The 16,458-nt window shown below is 64.7% G+C and carries 15 protein-coding genes; 10 read left to right on the forward strand and 5 right to left on the reverse strand.

Features of this window, described 5'->3' with window-relative positions:
• Positions 1-221: 221 nt before the first annotated feature.
• The 4 genes from BEP01S_RS03925 (at position 222) to BEP01S_RS03940 (ending at position 6,140) form a co-directional block, all read left to right on the forward strand.
• Positions 222-2,345 carry a M28 family peptidase gene (locus tag BEP01S_RS03925; RefSeq protein ID WP_062240677.1) on the forward strand — a complete coding sequence of 708 codons (2,124 nt, stop codon included), beginning with the start codon at positions 222-224 and terminating at the stop codon, positions 2,343-2,345.
• Between the two features lie 237 nt (positions 2,346-2,582).
• A complete protein-coding gene (locus BEP01S_RS03930) occupies positions 2,583-3,044 on the forward strand; it encodes a DUF3817 domain-containing protein (protein WP_039211977.1) in 462 nt (153 codons plus the stop codon).
• A gap of 211 nt (positions 3,045-3,255) precedes the next feature.
• Positions 3,256-5,013: a flotillin family protein gene (locus BEP01S_RS03935; protein ID WP_082019091.1), complete on the forward strand. Its 1,758-nt coding sequence runs from the start codon at positions 3,256-3,258 to the stop codon at positions 5,011-5,013.
• 218 nt (positions 5,014-5,231) lie between these two features.
• A complete protein-coding gene (locus tag BEP01S_RS03940; RefSeq protein ID WP_039211980.1) occupies positions 5,232-6,140 on the forward strand; it encodes a cation diffusion facilitator family transporter in 909 nt (302 codons plus the stop codon).
• A gap of 144 nt (positions 6,141-6,284) precedes the next feature.
• On the opposite strand, the gene menC is transcribed toward BEP01S_RS03940, so the two are convergent.
• Positions 6,285-7,409, reverse strand: a complete 1,125-nt coding sequence (gene menC / locus BEP01S_RS03945; protein ID WP_062240679.1) for an o-succinylbenzoate synthase — start codon at positions 7,407-7,409, stop codon at positions 6,285-6,287.
• Positions 7,410-7,582: 173 nt separating this feature from the next.
• Between menC and BEP01S_RS03950 the strand changes: the two genes are divergently transcribed.
• Entirely contained in the window at positions 7,583-8,593 is a 1,011-nt protein-coding gene (locus BEP01S_RS03950; protein ID WP_062240913.1) for an FkbM family methyltransferase, read from the forward strand.
• Positions 8,594-8,758: 165 nt separating this feature from the next.
• Here BEP01S_RS03950 and BEP01S_RS03955 read toward each other — a convergent pair whose 3' ends face one another.
• Positions 8,759-9,931 carry a M20 family metallopeptidase gene (locus BEP01S_RS03955; RefSeq protein ID WP_174521213.1) on the reverse strand — a complete coding sequence of 391 codons (1,173 nt, stop codon included), beginning with the start codon at positions 9,929-9,931 and terminating at the stop codon, positions 8,759-8,761.
• Between the two features lie 149 nt (positions 9,932-10,080).
• Between BEP01S_RS03955 and BEP01S_RS03960 the strand changes: the two genes are divergently transcribed.
• Positions 10,081-11,562, forward strand: coding sequence for a glutamate-cysteine ligase family protein (locus BEP01S_RS03960; RefSeq protein WP_062240681.1), 1,482 nt, complete (start codon positions 10,081-10,083; stop codon positions 11,560-11,562).
• A 94-nt stretch (positions 11,563-11,656) separates the two neighbouring features.
• Here BEP01S_RS03960 and BEP01S_RS03965 read toward each other — a convergent pair whose 3' ends face one another.
• Entirely contained in the window at positions 11,657-11,962 is a 306-nt protein-coding gene (locus BEP01S_RS03965) for a cupin domain-containing protein (RefSeq protein WP_025777100.1), read from the reverse strand.
• A gap of 129 nt (positions 11,963-12,091) precedes the next feature.
• On the opposite strand from BEP01S_RS03965, the gene BEP01S_RS03970 reads away from it, so the two are divergent.
• From BEP01S_RS03970 to BEP01S_RS03980, 3 genes are read left to right on the forward strand one after another with little or no spacing between them, the layout of a single operon-like run.
• On the forward strand, positions 12,092-12,664 hold the full coding sequence (locus tag BEP01S_RS03970; RefSeq protein ID WP_200885332.1) for a peroxidase-related enzyme: 573 nt from the start codon (positions 12,092-12,094) through the stop codon (positions 12,662-12,664).
• Between the two features lie 4 nt (positions 12,665-12,668).
• Positions 12,669-13,907, forward strand: coding sequence for a pyridoxal phosphate-dependent aminotransferase (locus BEP01S_RS03975; RefSeq protein WP_062240683.1), 1,239 nt, complete (start codon positions 12,669-12,671; stop codon positions 13,905-13,907).
• Between the two features lie 40 nt (positions 13,908-13,947).
• Positions 13,948-14,883 (forward strand): DMT family transporter, encoded by a 936-nt coding sequence (locus BEP01S_RS03980; RefSeq protein WP_062240685.1) that lies wholly within the window; start codon positions 13,948-13,950, stop codon positions 14,881-14,883.
• A gap of 72 nt (positions 14,884-14,955) precedes the next feature.
• On the opposite strand, the gene BEP01S_RS03985 is transcribed toward BEP01S_RS03980, so the two are convergent.
• On the reverse strand, positions 14,956-15,315 hold the full coding sequence (locus tag BEP01S_RS03985; protein WP_025777104.1) for an ArsR/SmtB family transcription factor: 360 nt from the start codon (positions 15,313-15,315) through the stop codon (positions 14,956-14,958).
• Positions 15,316-15,401: 86 nt separating this feature from the next.
• Complete coding sequence (locus tag BEP01S_RS03990) at positions 15,402-15,989, reverse strand: peptidoglycan-binding protein (protein ID WP_306306249.1); 588 nt, start codon at positions 15,987-15,989, stop codon at positions 15,402-15,404.
• 112 nt (positions 15,990-16,101) lie between these two features.
• Here BEP01S_RS03990 and BEP01S_RS03995 point away from each other — a divergent pair, with 112 nt between their 5' ends.
• Entirely contained in the window at positions 16,102-16,389 is a 288-nt protein-coding gene (locus tag BEP01S_RS03995) for a hypothetical protein (protein WP_062240687.1), read from the forward strand.
• Positions 16,390-16,458: the final 69 nt, after the last annotated feature.

The following is a 16,458-nucleotide window of genomic DNA, read 5'->3' on the forward strand; positions in this document are numbered from 1 at the left end:
ATTAATGACCAATGTGAGTTGTGTCACCGTTTCGTTATAGAAGCATGTGATTCGTTACCAATGACGAGTCATAGCGAAGCGTCAGAATCGAGCTTCCCCGCAAGCGCAGCTGTAAAGAGGCCGACACCGGTATGGACGAGCAGTCATGCCGTGGCGGTCGCTTCCGGTGCGCCGTCATGTGCGATTCCTCTGGACACAGACAAAGGAACGAAAGGAACTCCATGAAGTTGCGCACGAAGAGCTGGCTGGCGGTCACCGCCACGGCCGGTCTGGTCCTCGGCGGGGTGAGCCCGGCATTGGCGGCGGGCACCGCCGGACCGACAGAACACACCGATATGGGCGTCAACGGTGACGCCGTGATGGAGCATCTGCAGAAGATCTCCGATATCTCCACCAAGCACGCGGACGAAGGTCACCGTGCGCTGGGCACGCCCGGCTACGAAGAAGCCGTGGAATACGTCGAATCCACCCTCGAGGCGACCGGAGCGTTCGACGTGAAGCGTCAGGCCTTCGACGTCGAGAGCCAGGACTTCGGCACCGTCGACGTCAAGGTCGACGGAGAAGAGGTCAAGGTCACGACCGCCGAATACACCGAGGGTACGACCGAGCCTTTGACCGATCTGCCCGTCGTGTTGCCGGTCGATGACGACAACAGCGACTTCGCCGGCGGACAGCTCGGCTGCCAGGCCAGCGACTACGATGACAGCGCCGAAGGGGCGCTCGTACTCGTGTCCCGCGGCGAATGCGCCTTCGGTGACAAGACCAAGGCCGCCACCGAAGCCGGTGCCGCGGCGGTCATCATCTACAACAACGATGAAGCCAACCCCGACGAAGAGCTCAACGCCACCCTCGGCGGTCGCATGGAGGGCAGCGCCCCGACGGTGACGGTCACCTACAACGTCGGCACTGACCTCCTTGACAAGGTCGAAGCCGCAGGCACCGAAGCCGGCGACCAGGGCGGAAAGCAGTCGGCAGGCGAGGCTGGACTCGGCCAGGGAGCCGACAAGGCCGATCAGGCTGGCGAGGCTGACAAGGCCGAGGCTCAGGCCGCAGCCGCTCTGACCGCTGACTTCACTCTCGAGACCGAATTCGTCACCGAGACGACCTGGAACGTCATCGCCGAAACCAAGGCCGGCGACCACGACAATGTCCAGATGTTCGGCGCCCACCTCGACGGTGTCGAGGAAGGCCCGGGCGTCAACGACAACGGCTCCGGAACTGCTGCACTGCTGGCCTCCGCCGAGGCGCTCGCCAAGCAGCCGACCGAGGTCGACAACGCCATCCGCTTCGGCTGGTGGGGTGCTGAAGAAGTCGGACTCGTCGGATCGACGGAGTACGTCGCCAGCCTCGACGATGCCGAACTGGGCAAGATCAAGTCGTACATGAACTTCGACATGATCGGCTCCGACAACTACATCGTCGGCACGCTCGACTCCGACGGCTCCGATGTGCCGATCCCGGACGGTGTCAACGTTCCCGAAGGCTCGGCCGAGCTCGAGAAGATCTTCACCGACTACTTCGCTGATATCGATCAGCCCAACGTCGGCACCGACTTCTCCGGACGCTCGGACTACCAGGCGTTCATCGACAACGGCATCCCGGCCAGCGGCCTGTTCTCCGGAGCAGACGGCACCAAGACGGCTGAAGAAGCAGAGATGTTCGGCGGCACCGTCGGCGAGAAGCACGATACGAACTACCACCAGGCCACCGACACGATCGAGAACGTGAGCAAGGAGTCCATCGACATCTTCGCTCCCGCCATCGGCTTCTCCGTCCACACCTTGGCCTACGACCTGACCGACGCCCCGACGGATCCGCCGACCGATCCGACGACTCCGCCCACGGATCCCACCGATCCGCCCACGGAGACGCCGACCGACAAGCCGGCCGAACGGGCGCTGAACATCGATCCGAAGACGATCGAGGCACCTGACTTCGTCAGCGAAAAGGGAGTCCAGGTCTCGGCCACCGGCTGCACCGCGGATACCACTGCGACGATGACGGTGACCCCGGACAACGGAAAGATCGAGACGTTCGAGCAGACCGCGACCGTCGATGAAGACGGCACTGCCCGCTTCGGAGTCCGCGGACTCGACGCCTCGATGGTCGACAGCTACATCGGCACCTACCAGGTGTCCGTCGACTGCGAAGGCGGAGATCCGATGACCGGTTCCTTCGAGGTCGTCGCCGAAGGCGAAGGCCCCGGAGCAGGAGACGGCGGTGACGGTGGCGGCGGAGATCTTCCGCGCACCGGTAATGAAGCCCTGCCGCTGATTCTGTCGGCTGGAGCGCTCATCGCGCTCGGTCTGGCGATGACTCTGGGTTCACGCCGCCGCCGCAGCTGAGCGGCAGCCGAGACGACGTGCCCTGAGCGGCACGGACGGCCCGACGTGGGCCGGTGACTGGAGACGGTCGCCGGCCCGCGTCGGGCCGTTCTCGTCCGCGATGATGACGATGGCCGCGGTTCGAATCCGGCACCGATGACGCAGCTGAGTCTGCCCTGAACCAGATCTGAGATCGAGCGACTCACCTGGCGGCGCTCCTCAGGGGGTGTTCACCTTGTCCGGGCACAATGGTCTTCTGTGACTCCCAAACGCTTTTTCACATTCTTCGCCATCGCCGAGACCGTCACCTGGACTCTGCTGCTGATCGGCATGTTCCTCAAATACGTCACCCACACCACCGAGGTGGGAGTGCGGATCGGCGGAGGCATCCACGGCTTCATCTTCATCTGCTTCGTCATCGCCGTCATCGGCGTCGGCACCTCACAGCAGTGGAGCAAGCGTCGCATCGCCACGGGCCTCGCCTCGGCGATCATCCCCTACGCCACGATTCCGTTTGAGCGGTCGGTGGAGAAGACCGGCTCCCTCGAGGGCGACTGGGGTCTGGGCCGCAACGGCCGCACCCCGCAGACCTGGTTCGAGAAGCTCACCTCATGGTGCATCCGCTCGCCCTGGTTGGCGATCGGGCTGGGCATCATCTTCGTCGTCCTCGTCTTCTCGGGGCTGCTGCTGGCAGGCCCTCCCGGCGAATGGGGCAAGTGAACTGAAGTCCCACCTCGGCGAGGCAGGGAGCGTGCGCTCACCGCGCGGTCGACGAATGGATTGGCCGTCTCGGCGAAATGGGAACAGACAGGGCGGGTTTCCTCATCGGAGGAAATCCGCCCTGTGCTGTGTCGGTGTCCTCGCCTAGGATGAAAGGGGCCGGCCGGCGATCGGTCGGTCGGCACATCCCACTGCGATGAAAGGCCCACTGATGGACCTGCTCTTCGGCGCCGGCGGAATCGGCGTCCTCGTGATCATCATCCTGATCGCGCTGTTCGTGATCCTGCGCTCCTACAAGATCGCCTCACCGTCCGAAGCGCTCATCATCACCGGCCGCGGTGCGACGGGGTCATCGGGGACCGGGCGGATCGTCATCGGCGGGCGCTCGGTCGTCTATCCGATCGTGCAGAAGGCGTTCATCCTCTCGCTGTCCTCACGGCAGATCCAGGTCGAGATCGACGGCATCTCGAAGAACGGCATCGCGCTGCGTCTGCGCGGCGTCGCCCAGGTGAAGGTCGGCGGCACCGAGGATGACGTGCGCAAGGCCGCGCAGCGCTTCCTCGACCAGCAGGATCAGATCGACCACTATTCGAAGGAGATCCTCTCCGGTACGCTGCGCGCCGTGGTCGGCACGCTCACCGTCGAGCAGATCATTCAGGACCGCGCTTCCTTCGCCGCCCAGGTGCAGGAGGAGTCCGCGCATTCGATGAACAACCAGGGTCTGGTCATCGACACCTTCCAGATCTCCGCGGTCGAAGACGAAGGCAGCTACCTGCGCGACTGGGGTCGTCCGCAGGCCGCCGAGGTGGCGAAGAACGCCGCCATCGCCGAGGCGAATGCCTCCCGTGCCGCCGCCGTCGAGGAAGCGCAGCAGAACGAGGAGACTCAGAAGCAGCAGGCGCTGACCGATCAGGCCATCGCCGAACAGCAGCAGCAATTGGCTCTGCGCCGTGCCGCACTGAAGGAAGAGGCCGATCAGCGCCAGGCGACCGCCGACAACGCCGGTCCGCTGGCGTCCGCGGCCGAGAAGCAGAAGCTGCTCGAACGTGATCGCGTCGTGGCGAAGGAAGCCGCAGAGCTGCGTGCCGAACAGCTCGATGCCGAAGTGCGTCGCCCGGCCGATGCCGAACGCTACCGGCAGCAGGCTGCCGCCGATGCCCGTGCTTACGAGATCGAGGCCCAAGGCCGCGCCGAGGCTGCCGCTGAGCTGCATCGTCGGTCGAAGGACGCCGAGGCGATCCGTCTCGAAGGTGAAGCTGAAGCCGACGCGATCCGTGCCCGCGGTGAGGCCGAAGCCGAGGCGCTGCGTGCACAGGCCGAGGCGTACAAACAGTTCAATGATGCGGCCGTGCTGTCGAAGGTGCTCGAAGTGCTGCCGACCGTGGCCGGCGAACTCGTCGCTCCGTATGCGAACATCAAGGACCTCTCGATCGTGTCCACCGATGGCGAGTCGAAGCTCGCGAACTCGGTGTCGAACAACCTCGCGCAGGTGCTCGAGGTGGTGCGGGGGACGACCGGCGTCGACCTCACCGACCTCGTGGCCAAGGCGAAGGACTCCGGGCCTGACGGCGGTGGCCCGACTGGCTCTGGCGGGTCAGTCGGATCCGGACGGTCCTCTTCCGATGGTTCGTCTTCTGCTGGCTCGGGATCAGGCGAGGTCGTCGACGGCGTCATTGCCGATGGCCCGTCTTCGGGTTCGTCCGCAGGTTCATCTGCGGGGCCGCGATCGAACCGTTCCGGCTTCGATCCGAAGGCATTCCTCGACGACAGCGGCGTCGATCTCGATCGGATCGGCGACGAGGTGAAGAAGGCCACCGGCTTCGATGTGCAGTCCTATATCGATGAGGCCAAGCGCCGCCTCGACGAGGGCAGCTCAGCCGGTGGCGCTGGTGCGACTGGCACCGATGCCGCCGATCGTCCCGAGGGAGATTCGGACAGCGACGAGGACGGAAAGAACCCCGAAGACTGACATCGCGGGCGCCGCGTGGGGCTTGTCTTCACGGCTTGTTTCCATGAGTCCCGCCCTCTCGAACGTCAACCACTCCCGCACGAACGACAACAGCGGTCGCCGAGCACAGCCTCGGCGGCCGCTGTTGTCGTCCCCGCTGCGCCGGGTCGCCAGCACTCCGACATCTCAGATGCATAAACACATGTGCATAGGTTAATGTTTTGAGAGAGGAGGTATCCATGGCTCAGGATCATTCGCATAGTTCGGGTTCGAAGCGGCAGCTGAAGATCGTCTTCGGCATCGTCGCAGCGATCTTCGTCTTCCAGCTCATCGGATCTGTCCTCACCGGCAGTCTGGCCCTGCTCATCGACACCGGGCACAATGCCGTCGACCTCATCGGCATCGGTATCGCCCTCTTCGCAGCGACCTTGGTCAACAAGCCGTCCGGTGGGCAGAAGACGTGGGGGTTCCGGCGGGCAGAGGTGCTGGCTGCCGGAGCGCAGGCGACTCTTCTGCTCGGCCTCGGCGTCTACAGCCTCATTGAAGGCATCCGTCGGTTCTTCGTGCCGCCCGAGGTGCCTGGTCCGGGACTGCTGCTCTTCGGTGCCCTCGGACTTGTGGGCAACATCGTGTCCATCTTCATTCTCAGCTCGTCGAAGGAAGACTCTCTCAACCTCAAGGCGGCATTCCTCGAGGTCATCGCCGATGCGCTCGGTTCCGTGGCCGTGATCCTGGCAGCGCTGGCGATCTGGCTCTTCGGCTGGGAGCGCGCCGATGCGGTGGCGGCCCTCATCATCGCCGCACTCATCGTGCCCCGTGCGTTCGCGATCCTGCGCGAGACCGGGTCCATTCTGCTCGAGGTGGCACCGAAGGAGCTCGATCTGGACAAGGTCCGCGAACACCTCGAATCTGTCGAGCACGTCCAGCAGGTCCATGACCTCCACGTCACCCGCATCGACTCGAACCTGCCGGTGCTCACCGCACATGTGGTGCTCGCCGACGAATGCTTCTATGACGGGCATGCTCCGCGCATCCTCAAGGCCCTGCAGGAATGTCTGACCGAACATCACAAGATCGCGATCGAGCACTCGACCTTCCAATTCGACCGAGCCGAAGACGTCGCCGAGGAGACCCACACCCACGACTGAAGCGGGTGGCGGACAGTAGGTCGAGCCGGCGGCCGGGCACTTCGTACGACGACCGCCTCCTCAAGCGGACCAGCATACGCAAGGCGGCCCTCCCCGCGACGGTCGGTGACCGGTGAAGGGAGGGCCGCCTCGGCGAACTTTGACCTACTGTCCGGGGAGGATCTCCACGGAATCCGTGCGGAAGCGTTCGAGCTTGGCCGGGTCGATCGAGACGCCGAAGCCGACGCCGGTGGGCACGTCGACCTTGCCGTCGTACATGACGATCTCCTCGGTGATGTCCTCGTGGAAGAACCGGTTCGACCCGGAGATATCACCGGGCAGCGTGAAGCCCGGCAGCGAAGCCAAGGCCGCGTTCGCCGCCCGACCAAGCCCAGTCTCGACCATTCCGCCGTGCCATACGGCGACACCGTGAGCGGCGGCGAGATCGTGGATCTTCTTCGCCTCGATGAACCCTCCGACCCGTCCGGGTTTGATGTTGATCACCGAGGTGGCTCCGAGCATGATCGCGTCCGCTGCCGCCTCGGCGGAGACGATGGACTCGTCGAGGCACATCGGGGTGTCCATGAGCTTCGCGAGCTCCGCATGCTGGCGGATATCGGCCTCGCCGAGAGGCTGCTCGATGAGCAGGAGACCGAACTCATCGAGGCGGCGCAGGTGGGCGGCATCGACGAGGGTGTACGCAGCGTTCGCATCGACCTGGAAACCGAAGTCGTCGCCGAAGGCCTTGCGCACCGCGGCCACCGGGGCGATGTCCTTGCCGGGCTTGATCTTCAGCTTGATCCGGGCGTAGCCCTCTTCGAGGTAGCCGCCGATGACCTTGACGGTCTCCTCGACGGAATCCTGAATGCCCACCGAAACTCCTGAAGGCACGGAGTCGACCACTCCGCCGAGGTAGTCCTTGAACGACTGGTTGTTGAGCTTGAGCTGGGCCTCGATGACGGCCATCTCCAGCGCCGACTTCGCCATCGGGTGGCCGATGACATGACGCAGGTGCCAGCCGACGGTCTCCGCAGTGAGATTTTCGACGTCGAAGAGCAGCGGTGCCAGCCAGCGGCGAGTGACATCGATGCCGGCGGCCACATATTCGGAGGAGTAGAGCGGAGAGATCATCGCCACGGACTCTCCCCACCCGGTGATCTCACCTTGCGGGGTGTCGAAGACAGCCTCGACGAGGTAGCAGTCCTTCTCCGTCTCCCGCATGAACGAGGTCTCGAACGGGGTGACGAGAGGAATCGAGACTTGGTGGAGGGTGACTGACTTGAGCTTCATATGCCGGGCTCCTGCTTTGCAACGGGGCGGATGGGTCTTCGCTTCCACCTTATGCCAGCGGTCCGCGAAGAGGCGGCGAGTATCGCGAATCAGGTCCGGAAGAACCCTGGAGCGGCGGACCGGCGATTGATAGTGTGAACAAAAGTCTTCCTGTCAGCAAGGGGGCAACCGTCGTGAATGACCACCTGCGCACTTTCACCGCGCGCAGACAGTCCTGGTTCGGCCTCAAGCTGCCGGTCAAGACCGCCCTCGCACAACCTGCGCTCCACCCTCTGCTGCGAACGATCGCGCCCCGGATCAGAGGGCTGAAGATTGGTCGTCTCCCCGCCCCCATCGAACTCACCGAAATCCGCGGGCGAGCGGGCGGAGCGGACTTCATCCTCGTCGAGCCGTTCCGCTGCGAGATCGCCAAGGAATTCTACTGGGGAAGGGGCAGACGCACCGAACCCGAAGACGCGTTCGCCCTCGACCTCATGGTCGCGCTCAGCGCCGATGCCGATGTCTTCCTCGACATCGGCGCCTACACCGGGGTCTTCACCATGGCAGTCCTCGCCGCGAACGAGAATGTGCGCGCCCACGTCTTCGAGATCATCCCCGCCGTCGTCGCGGGTGTGGAGAAGAACGTCGAACGCAACGGCTTCAACAGCCGCGTGACCGTCCACCCGACCGGGGTAGGCAGCCCCGACACCTGGATGAAGGTGCCCATCGGGGACGGAGGATCGGCGCTGCCGTCGTTCTACTCCTCCGATATGCGCTTCGACTCCGACGCCGAGGTGCGCTTCACCTCCCTCGACGCACTCCTGCCCGAGGTGCTGGCCGAGGCGTCGGAGCGAGATCCGCGGTTGCACGCCGGGGAAGGTGTACCTGACGTTTCAAGTCGGGGCGAGGCACCGCGCGTGACGGTGAAGATCGATGTCGAAGGCGGTGAGAACGACGTCTTCGCGCACGGACAGGACTTCCTCGCCGCGTTGCACCCGGACATCCTCTGCGAAGTCCTCGATGACCGCGCGAAACCACGCGAACTCATGGGCCACCTCGGCGAGCATGGCTATCGCTACTACCTCGTCGGCGAAGATCGACTGTACGCGCGGACGACGATTCGGCCGGATCCGCGCCTGCGTGACTGGCTGTTCACGCTGAAATCACCGGATCAGATGCGCGCGGCGGGCTACCCGGTCGACTGAAGTCCTGCTGCCGACAGTCAACTGTGCGCAGATTGCACATTTTCGGCTCGAAACTGGCAATCTGCGCACACTTAACTGCGTAGGGGAGGCCCCGGCGCACTGTCGGCGTCTGGGAACTACGGCTGCGGACGGCGGCAGCGAAAGGCAGCAGCTCGCCGCTCCGCTTCAGCCCTGCAGCTGATCGGCGATGAGAGCGGCCAGCAGTGCGGTACGCGGGGCGATCTCATCGATGACGGCGTGTTCGTGTTCGGCGTGCGCCCCATCGCCGACGGCGCCGAGTCCGTCAAGCGTGGCGATGCCGTCACCGGCGGTGAAGTTTCCGTCTGAGGCCCCACCGACCGATACTCCCTGCGGCGTCGGCAGTCCGAGTTCACTCGCAAGAGCCGTCGCCCGCTCGAAGAGTGCAGCCGACTGCTCCCGTTCGAACGGCGGCCGATTGATTCCGCCGAGGACCTCCATCGTCGAGCCCTCCACCAGCGGCGTTGCGGCCAACTCTTGGATCTGCGCATCGACGCGTTCGAGTTCCGCGGCGGTCCGGGCGCGCACGTCAATGTCCACCCGGGCCTCTGCCGGAACGGTGTTCGACGTCGTTCCCGCGCTGATCACGGTCGGCACCACCGTCGTTCCGGCCGCGGCATCGGCCAGATCGGCCACCAACGGCAGAGTCAGCGCCAGTGCCATGCCCGCGTTGATCCCCTTCTCCGGCTCGAGCCCGGCGTGCGAGGCCTTGCCGGTGAACTTCAGTACGTAGTTGCTCGTGCCCTTCCGCTCGAGTTTGAGCGCACCGTCCGCGCTCGCCTCCATGACGAACACGGCTTTCGCTTCGGCCGCCTCGGCGCGGATGAGCTCCGACGAGGTCAGCGAGGCGATCTCCTCATCACCGGTGACGAGGATCGACAGACCGTCCAGCCCGCCCTCGCCCAGGTGGTCGGCCACGATCGCGGTCGCGTGCACGCTCATAATCGCCCCGGTGAGCATGTCGAAGCTGCCGGGACCACGGAGGATCCCATCCTCTGTGGAGAACGGGATCCGGTCGAGAGTGCCGTGCGGCCACACCGTGTCCTGATGGTTGAGCAGGACGACCCGGGCCGGCCCGGTGCCGAAACGCAGGCGCACGTGGGTGGTGCCGTCGATCTCGAGCAACTCCGCCTCGGCGCCGAGGCGGTCCTTCAGCAGCGCTGCGAAGTCCTGTGCCCCGGCGGCCACGGCCTTCTTGTCGTGTGAGGGAGTCTCGATGGAGATGACCCGTTCGATATCGGCGAGCATGTCGGGCAGGCGTCGCTGCGCCTGTTCGATGTAGTCAGCGGGCTGGGACGCGGGTGATGTGGTCGAAGTCATAGGGCGAGTCTACGGAAGGCCGGTTGTCGGGATCCGCGGTGTCCGGATGGTGCGATCGACGCATGACCAGTCGCGGCACCAGATGTGCGCCTGGCTGCGGGATGGAAATCACTGAGCACAAACCCTGCCGTCTGTGGTTTGCTAGTTCTATGGGTGAGGCAGTCAGCTCGAAGCGGTACACGCCAGAGGAACGCACACTGTATCGGGAGAAGCTCGCAGAGAACCTCGAGCTCTTCGATACCTACCTCCGTCATGCGGATTTCAAATCAGCAGGCACGATCGGTCTCGAACTCGAGCTCAACCTCGTCGGCGAAGGCAATCAGCCGAGCCTGCGCAACCAAGAGGTGCTCGCTCGGCTCGATGACGAATACCAGTCCGAGATCGGCGCCTTCAACCTCGAACTCAATCATCCGGTGCTCCAGGTCGCGGGCCGTGGGCTCAAGACCCTTGAAGCCGGTGTCGCCCATCGTTTGGAGAAAGCCCAGAAGGCCGCCGCCGAGGATGGGCTCAAGGTGGTCTCGATCGGCACCTTGCCGACGCTGACCACGCAGATCCTCACCGACGAGAAGTGGATGACCGAGGAGAACCGCTACGAAGCGCTGAGCAATTCGGTCATCGATGCCCGCGGTGAGTACGTCCGCATCGAACTCGGCCGTGAGGAGAGGTACCGGGCGGAGTTCTCCGATATCGCTCCCGAGTCCTCCTGCACCTCGATGCAGCTGCACCTGCAGGTGGCACCGAACCGTTTCGCCGATGCCTGGAACGCCTCACAGGCCATCGCCGGAGCACAGGTGGCGATGGCCGCGAACTCGCCGCTGTTCGTCGGCCGCAAGCTCTGGCACGAATCCCGGATCCCGATCTTCGCGCAGTCCATCGACACCCGCACACCCGAACTCGTCAATCAGGGTGTGCGACCTCGCGTGTGGTTCGGCGAACGCTGGATCACCAGCGTCTTCGACCTCTTCGAAGAGAACGTCCGCTACTTCCCGCCGCTGCTGCCCGAGATCAAGGACTTCGTCGAGTTCCGTGCCGCAGATGCCCCGAAGCTCTTCGAACTCAACCTGCACAACGGTACCGTCTGGCGCTGGAACCGACCCATCTACAACTCCGGTGACGGCGGCGCCCACATCCGCGTCGAGAACCGGCTGCTGCCGGCCGGGCCGACCCCGGTCGATATGGTCGCCGATGCTGCCTTCTACTACGGACTGGCCGAGTTCCTCGTCGGGGAGAACCGTCCCGTCTGGTCGCGGATGTCGTTCGCCGAGGCGGAAGAGAACTTCAACGCCTGCGCCAAGGACGGGATCGAGGCCCGGGTGACCTGGCCGAAGATCGGACGCATCGGCGTGGCCGACCTCGTCACCGATGTGCTCGCACCTCAGGCCAGACGCGGACTCTCCCGGCTGAATATCGACAAGGACGTCATCGACGAATTTATGTCGATCATCGAAGGCCGGGCGGAGACCCGCGTCAACGGCGCGACCTGGCAGCTCCAGGCTCTCGAGAGTCTGGCACCTGACAGCAAGCAGGACTCACCCGAACGTGCCGAGGGGATTGCGGCCATGATGGATGCCTACCTGGCGAACCAGGCGACCGGAAAGCCCGTCCACACCTGGGAGATCCCCACCCGCTGATGGCCGTTCGTCGCCAGATGTAGGTCACCATCGGATACTTCTCGACGCAGAAAGTGTCCGATAGTGACCTATTCTCGGGCTCAGGGGACAAGCCTCAGAGGCGTTCGACCTCGACGAAGACGACGTCGGCGCTGCCACCGGGATTCGAGACCTCGTGCTCGGAGCCTGCCGGACGCGTGTAGGAGACTCCGGCCTCGAGCTCGGCACGGATCTCCGTGCCGTCGGAATTGCGCACGAGCATCGTGTCCGTGACCATCGGCACGACGACGTACTCGTATTCGTGCTTGTGCATCGGGATGACTCCGTCGGGGCGGATCGTCCACTTCGTCACTCGGAAAACGCCGTTGTCGAGCTGGACCTCACCGGTCGAACCCGTGTCTGCTGCATTGTCTGCGGTCATTGTGATCTCCTTCGATACGCGAACGGCCCCAGTGGAATCGAATGGAGGCCGGGGCGGTCCTGACGCCCTCACTTTATCGCCCTGAACGGGCTCGACCCGAACCGATCCTCCCGGGCTAGCATGAGTGATATGCGATACCCACTTGCTGACATCGACAACGTCGACGATGACATCCGCGCCCAGATCCTCGAGGTCGCCGAGAAGTCGGGCTTCGTGCCCAATGTCTTCCTCGCCCTGGCCCGCCGACCGGACGAATTCCGCGCCTTCTTCGCCTACTATGACGCGCTCATGGAGAAAGAGACGGGGAACCTGACCAAGGCGGATCGGGAGATGATCGTCGTGGCCACCTCGGCGATCAATCACTGCCTCTACTGTGTCGTCGCGCACGGGGCGATGCTGCGGATCTTCGCGAAGGACCCCCTCATCGCCGACGTCGTCGCCACGAACTACCATCAGGCCGATATCAGCCCACGTCAGATGGCCATGCTCGACTTCGCCGTCAAGGTCTGCGAGGAACCGTGGGCCGTGGGCGACGCCGACCATGCAAAGCTCGCCGAGCACGGATTCGACGACGAGGACGCCTGGGACATCGCCGCGATCACGGGCTTCTTCGGCCTGTCCAACCGTATGGCCCACATCTCCGGGATGCTTCCTAACCCGGAGTTCTACACCCTCGGCCGCCTCCCGCGTGAGAAGAAGTGAACCGATGACCTCATCCACCCCCGCCGAGGCGGCCCCCACCACGTCCGCCCCCGTCGTTTCCGTTCCGACCGCCTCGGCCCGGTCGGGACTCGTCAAACCCTTCGCCGCGATGGGCATCGTCGCCACCGTCGGGCAGATGCAGCGGGCGGGTCGCGACACCATTGCCATGTGTCTTGGCGAACCGACCCAGGGTGCACCCAGCCCCGTGCTGACCCGCGCCGCCGAGGTCATGAGCGACGGCACGGGACTCGGCTACTCGCCGATCTTCGGCATCCCCGAACTGCGCGAGGCCATCGCCTCCCACTACCGCGATTGGTACGGACTCGACATCGCGCCCGACCGCATCGCCGTGACCACCGGATCCTCCGGCGCGTTCCAGACGACGTTCCTCACCTGCTTCGACGTCGGCGACAGGGTGGCTTTGGCCCGGCCCGGCTATGGTGCGTACAAGAACATCCTCGCCGCACTGGGCTGCGAAGTCGTCGAACTCGACTGCGGCGCCGACGAAGGGTTCCAGCCGACCGTCGAGCTCTTGGCCGCCGCCCATGCCGAAGCCCCACTCAAGGGACTCATGCTCGCCTCACCGGCGAACCCGACGGGCACGATGATCGGCCCCGAAGCGCTCGGCGAACTCGTCGGCTGGTGTCGGGACAACGGAGTGCAGGTGATCTCCGACGAGATCTACCACGGCATCAGCTACATCGGCACCCGCGGAGAGTGCGCGCTCGCCCATGACGACAATACGATCGTCATCTCATCGTTCTCCAAATACTGGGGCATGACCGGGTGGCGCCTGGGCTGGGCGATCCTGCCCGAAGCACTCGTCGCCCCGGCCCAGAACGTCACCGGCAATCTCTCCCTGTGCGCCCCGGTGCCGGCACAGTACGCGGCCGTTGCGGCCTTCACAGACGAGTCCTATGCCGAATGCGAGGCCGCCGTGGCCTCCTTCGCCGGGGCCCGCGAGCATGTGCTGGGAGCCGCCGCCGACCTCGGCTTCGGCGAGATGGCCCCACCCGACGGGGCCTTCTACATGTACGCCCGCGTCGACGACATCCTCGACCGCGCAGGTCTGGCTACCTCCGGTCAGTGGTGCGATCAGGTGCTCGAAGCCACCGGCGTCGCGCTCGCCCCCGGTGATGACTTCGACTCCGTCGACGGGTCCCGTTCGGTGCGCCTGTCACTGGCAGTCGGCTCCGACCGGACGGCCGAGGCCATCGACCGCATCCTCGACTTCATGGGATGAGTCCTGAACGTCGTGAGATAAGTCCCCCCGAGGTGGTCCGATGAGCTCACAGGAGACGCAGGCAGGAGGGCCGCCTCCCGCGCCGAAGGCCCTGCCGGTGCTCGGGATCATCATGGCCGCGGTCCTGCTGGGATCGGCAGGGCTGTTCGTCATCCTCGCCGAGGCGACCGCACCCACTGCTGCCTTCCTGCGGTGTTGGATCGCCGTGGTCGTGCTCGCTCCGCTGGCGGTGCTCGAACTGCGCCGGCACGGACGGTTCCCGCCGAAGGCGATCATCATCGCCGCGGTCTCCGGAGCAGCACTCGGCATCGACTATGTGTTGTGGGCTCAGAGCGTGCTCGACGCTGGTCTGGGAGTGTCCACCGTCCTCATCAGCGTCCAAGTCATCGTGTTCCCTGCCCTGGTCTGGATCTTCGGAGGCAACCGGCCCGGGTGGCTGTTCATCGGCTGCGTGCCGATCATGATCATCGGCATGCTGCTGACCGGAGGAGTGTTCGGCGCCGATGAGACGGCGGCGAATCCGACACGAGGAGCGATCTTCGGGGTGCTGTCCGGTGTGCTCTACGGCGTGTACATCTTCGGCATCCATCACAGCCGCAAGGTCGCCGGAGACTTCGTCGTCGCCCCGGTCCAGGTGGGCACGATCGCGGCCGGTGTGATGACCGCGGTGGCCGGGCTGACCCTCGGCGGGCTCGACTTCGACCTCGGCTGGGCCGGTTGGGGGTGGATGATCGCCCTTGCCGTGTGCGGTCAAGCGCTGTCGTGGGTGCTGCTGAGCATCTCCAGTCCGCTGGTGCCGGTGCCGACGACCGCGGCGCTCATGCTGCTCCAGCCGCTGTCAGCGGTGGTGCTCGGATCCCTCATCGCCGGGGAACGGCTGCAGGCAGGACAGTGGGTCGGTGCAGTCCTCGTAGCCCTCATCGTGTGGGGCGTCGGTGGGGGACCGGAGGCCCTGAAACGTCGGGGGAAGCGGTAGTGCGGGGTCGGCCGGGAACGGTGGGCCGCCTCGGCGAGGGATTCGCTGTGAAAACAGCGAACCGGATGTGGCTCAGTGTTCGTGGGCCTCGATCGTGTGGGCGATGGCGTCGACGATGATGTGGGCGACGTGGTCGTCCTTGAGCGAATAGTAGGCTTCGCGGCCGATCCGATTGACTCCGACGAGGTGGAGTCCACGGAGGAATTTCAAGTGCTGGGACACCAGCGGCTGGGACAGTCCGGTCGCCTCGACGATGTGCGTGACGGTGGCCTCGCCGTGGGTGAGGACGAGCAGCATCTTCAGCCGGGATGGTGTGGCGAGTGCCTTGAAGAGATCGGCGGTCTCGGTGATGGCTTCGAGATGATCCTCGGGGTTGAGCAGGAGCTGCTCGACCTCGTCATTGACGGGAACGGAATCGGGAATGGAAGCCATGAGTGCAGATTACCGGACAACCGGCGTGGTCATGCGATATCGGGCACCGTGAGGCGGCCGCGCCTGTCGGTACGTCATTCGTTGCGTCAGTCGAGGGCTTCGACGTCGGCCTGCGTGCCGAGGAGGTCGTCGGCCAAGGACTCCCACTGTCCGTAGGCGTCGGGAAGTGCCGACCGCTGCACGGACTGTGCTGCTTCGGTCGGTGTCATCGAATCCCAGCCGTCGATCTGATTGAGTCCCGGGTTCTCGACCTCCGGGTTGATCCCGTAGAAGGCCTTGGCTGCGTAGATGGGGTCGGTGAGCTGATGGGGTTCGCCCCATCCCTGGGAAGGACGCTGCTGGAACAGGCCCACCGAATCACGGTCGCCGGAATCCAGATTGCGCAGCGAGGACTCCTGCAGAGCCGTCATGAGGGCAATGCGGATCGCATGGTCGTCGAAGTCGCCGCCGCGGCCGACTCCGATGATGAGTCGAGCGTTGTCGATCTGCTGTTCGCTGAGCTGATTGACCGAAGCCATCTGCATCTGCCTGATCTTCGTAGAACCGAACGAGAAGGGGGAATTGAGGATGATGACGGCGCCCACGACCAATGCCATCACTGCCGCCCCGAGCCCGATCAGGGCACCAGTGAGCACGGACCGGCGGCCCTTGCGAGATGATGTCAGACGAGGCATGAATATAACGATAATGCAACAAACTTAAGGACGCATGAGACCATGCCGAGGTTTTTGTCACAGGAAGGTCACGGCAGAGTGGGCTGGGGCGCCGCCTATTAGGCTATGAGCCATGGTGAGAATCGTTCGGCGCAACAACCGCCCACCTCTGATGACCTGCCTCATCGTGGTCTTCTCCTTCGTCGCGGTCGGCATCCTGACTATTGCCGGCATCCTCGTCGCGGTCATCTTCCTCTCCGCGGAATCACCGTCGACCGGCTCATCACCGACCCCGGACTCATCATCGGTCGGATCCACATCTTCTGGTGTCGACTCGAGCAGCGGCTCAGGTGCAGACTCAGGCGGCTCCGGAGCGAGGACCACTGCCCCGGTCAGCGGAGGCTGGTCTAGCGGCGGCTGAGTTCCGGGCTGATCGGGCCGAGTGGGACCATCGGTGGTCGACTGAATCAGGCGTGCGTACTCAGATCGG

The sequence above is a fragment of the Brevibacterium epidermidis NBRC 14811 genome (assembly GCF_001570805.1).
In the GTDB taxonomy this organism is placed as follows: Bacteria; Actinomycetota; Actinomycetes; order Actinomycetales; family Brevibacteriaceae; genus Brevibacterium; species Brevibacterium epidermidis.

Bases quoted from the DNA above. Each gene is read 5' to 3' on its own strand.
- BEP01S_RS03980 (WP_062240685.1), top strand. From the start codon at position 13,948: ATGAGCTCACAGGAGACGCAGGCAGGAGGGCCGCCTCCCGCGCCGAAG.
- menC (WP_062240679.1), bottom strand. From the start codon at position 7,409: ATGAAGCTCAAGTCAGTCACCCTCCACCAAGTCTCGATTCCTCTCGTC.
- BEP01S_RS03985 (WP_025777104.1), bottom strand. From the start codon at position 15,315: ATGGCTTCCATTCCCGATTCCGTTCCCGTCAATGACGAGGTCGAGCAG.
- BEP01S_RS03975 (WP_062240683.1), top strand. From the start codon at position 12,669: ATGACCTCATCCACCCCCGCCGAGGCGGCCCCCACCACGTCCGCCCCC.
- BEP01S_RS03960 (WP_062240681.1), top strand. From the start codon at position 10,081: ATGGGTGAGGCAGTCAGCTCGAAGCGGTACACGCCAGAGGAACGCACA.
- BEP01S_RS03990 (WP_306306249.1), bottom strand. From the start codon at position 15,989: ATGCCTCGTCTGACATCATCTCGCAAGGGCCGCCGGTCCGTGCTCACT.
- BEP01S_RS03970 (WP_200885332.1), top strand. From the start codon at position 12,092: ATGCGATACCCACTTGCTGACATCGACAACGTCGACGATGACATCCGC.
- BEP01S_RS03965 (WP_025777100.1), bottom strand. From the start codon at position 11,962: ATGACCGCAGACAATGCAGCAGACACGGGTTCGACCGGTGAGGTCCAG.
- BEP01S_RS03995 (WP_062240687.1), top strand. From the start codon at position 16,102: ATGGTGAGAATCGTTCGGCGCAACAACCGCCCACCTCTGATGACCTGC.
- BEP01S_RS03955 (WP_174521213.1), bottom strand. From the start codon at position 9,931: ATGACTTCGACCACATCACCCGCGTCCCAGCCCGCTGACTACATCGAA.
- BEP01S_RS03925 (WP_062240677.1), top strand. From the start codon at position 222: ATGAAGTTGCGCACGAAGAGCTGGCTGGCGGTCACCGCCACGGCCGGT.
- BEP01S_RS03940 (WP_039211980.1), top strand. From the start codon at position 5,232: ATGGCTCAGGATCATTCGCATAGTTCGGGTTCGAAGCGGCAGCTGAAG.
- BEP01S_RS03935 (WP_082019091.1), top strand. From the start codon at position 3,256: ATGGACCTGCTCTTCGGCGCCGGCGGAATCGGCGTCCTCGTGATCATC.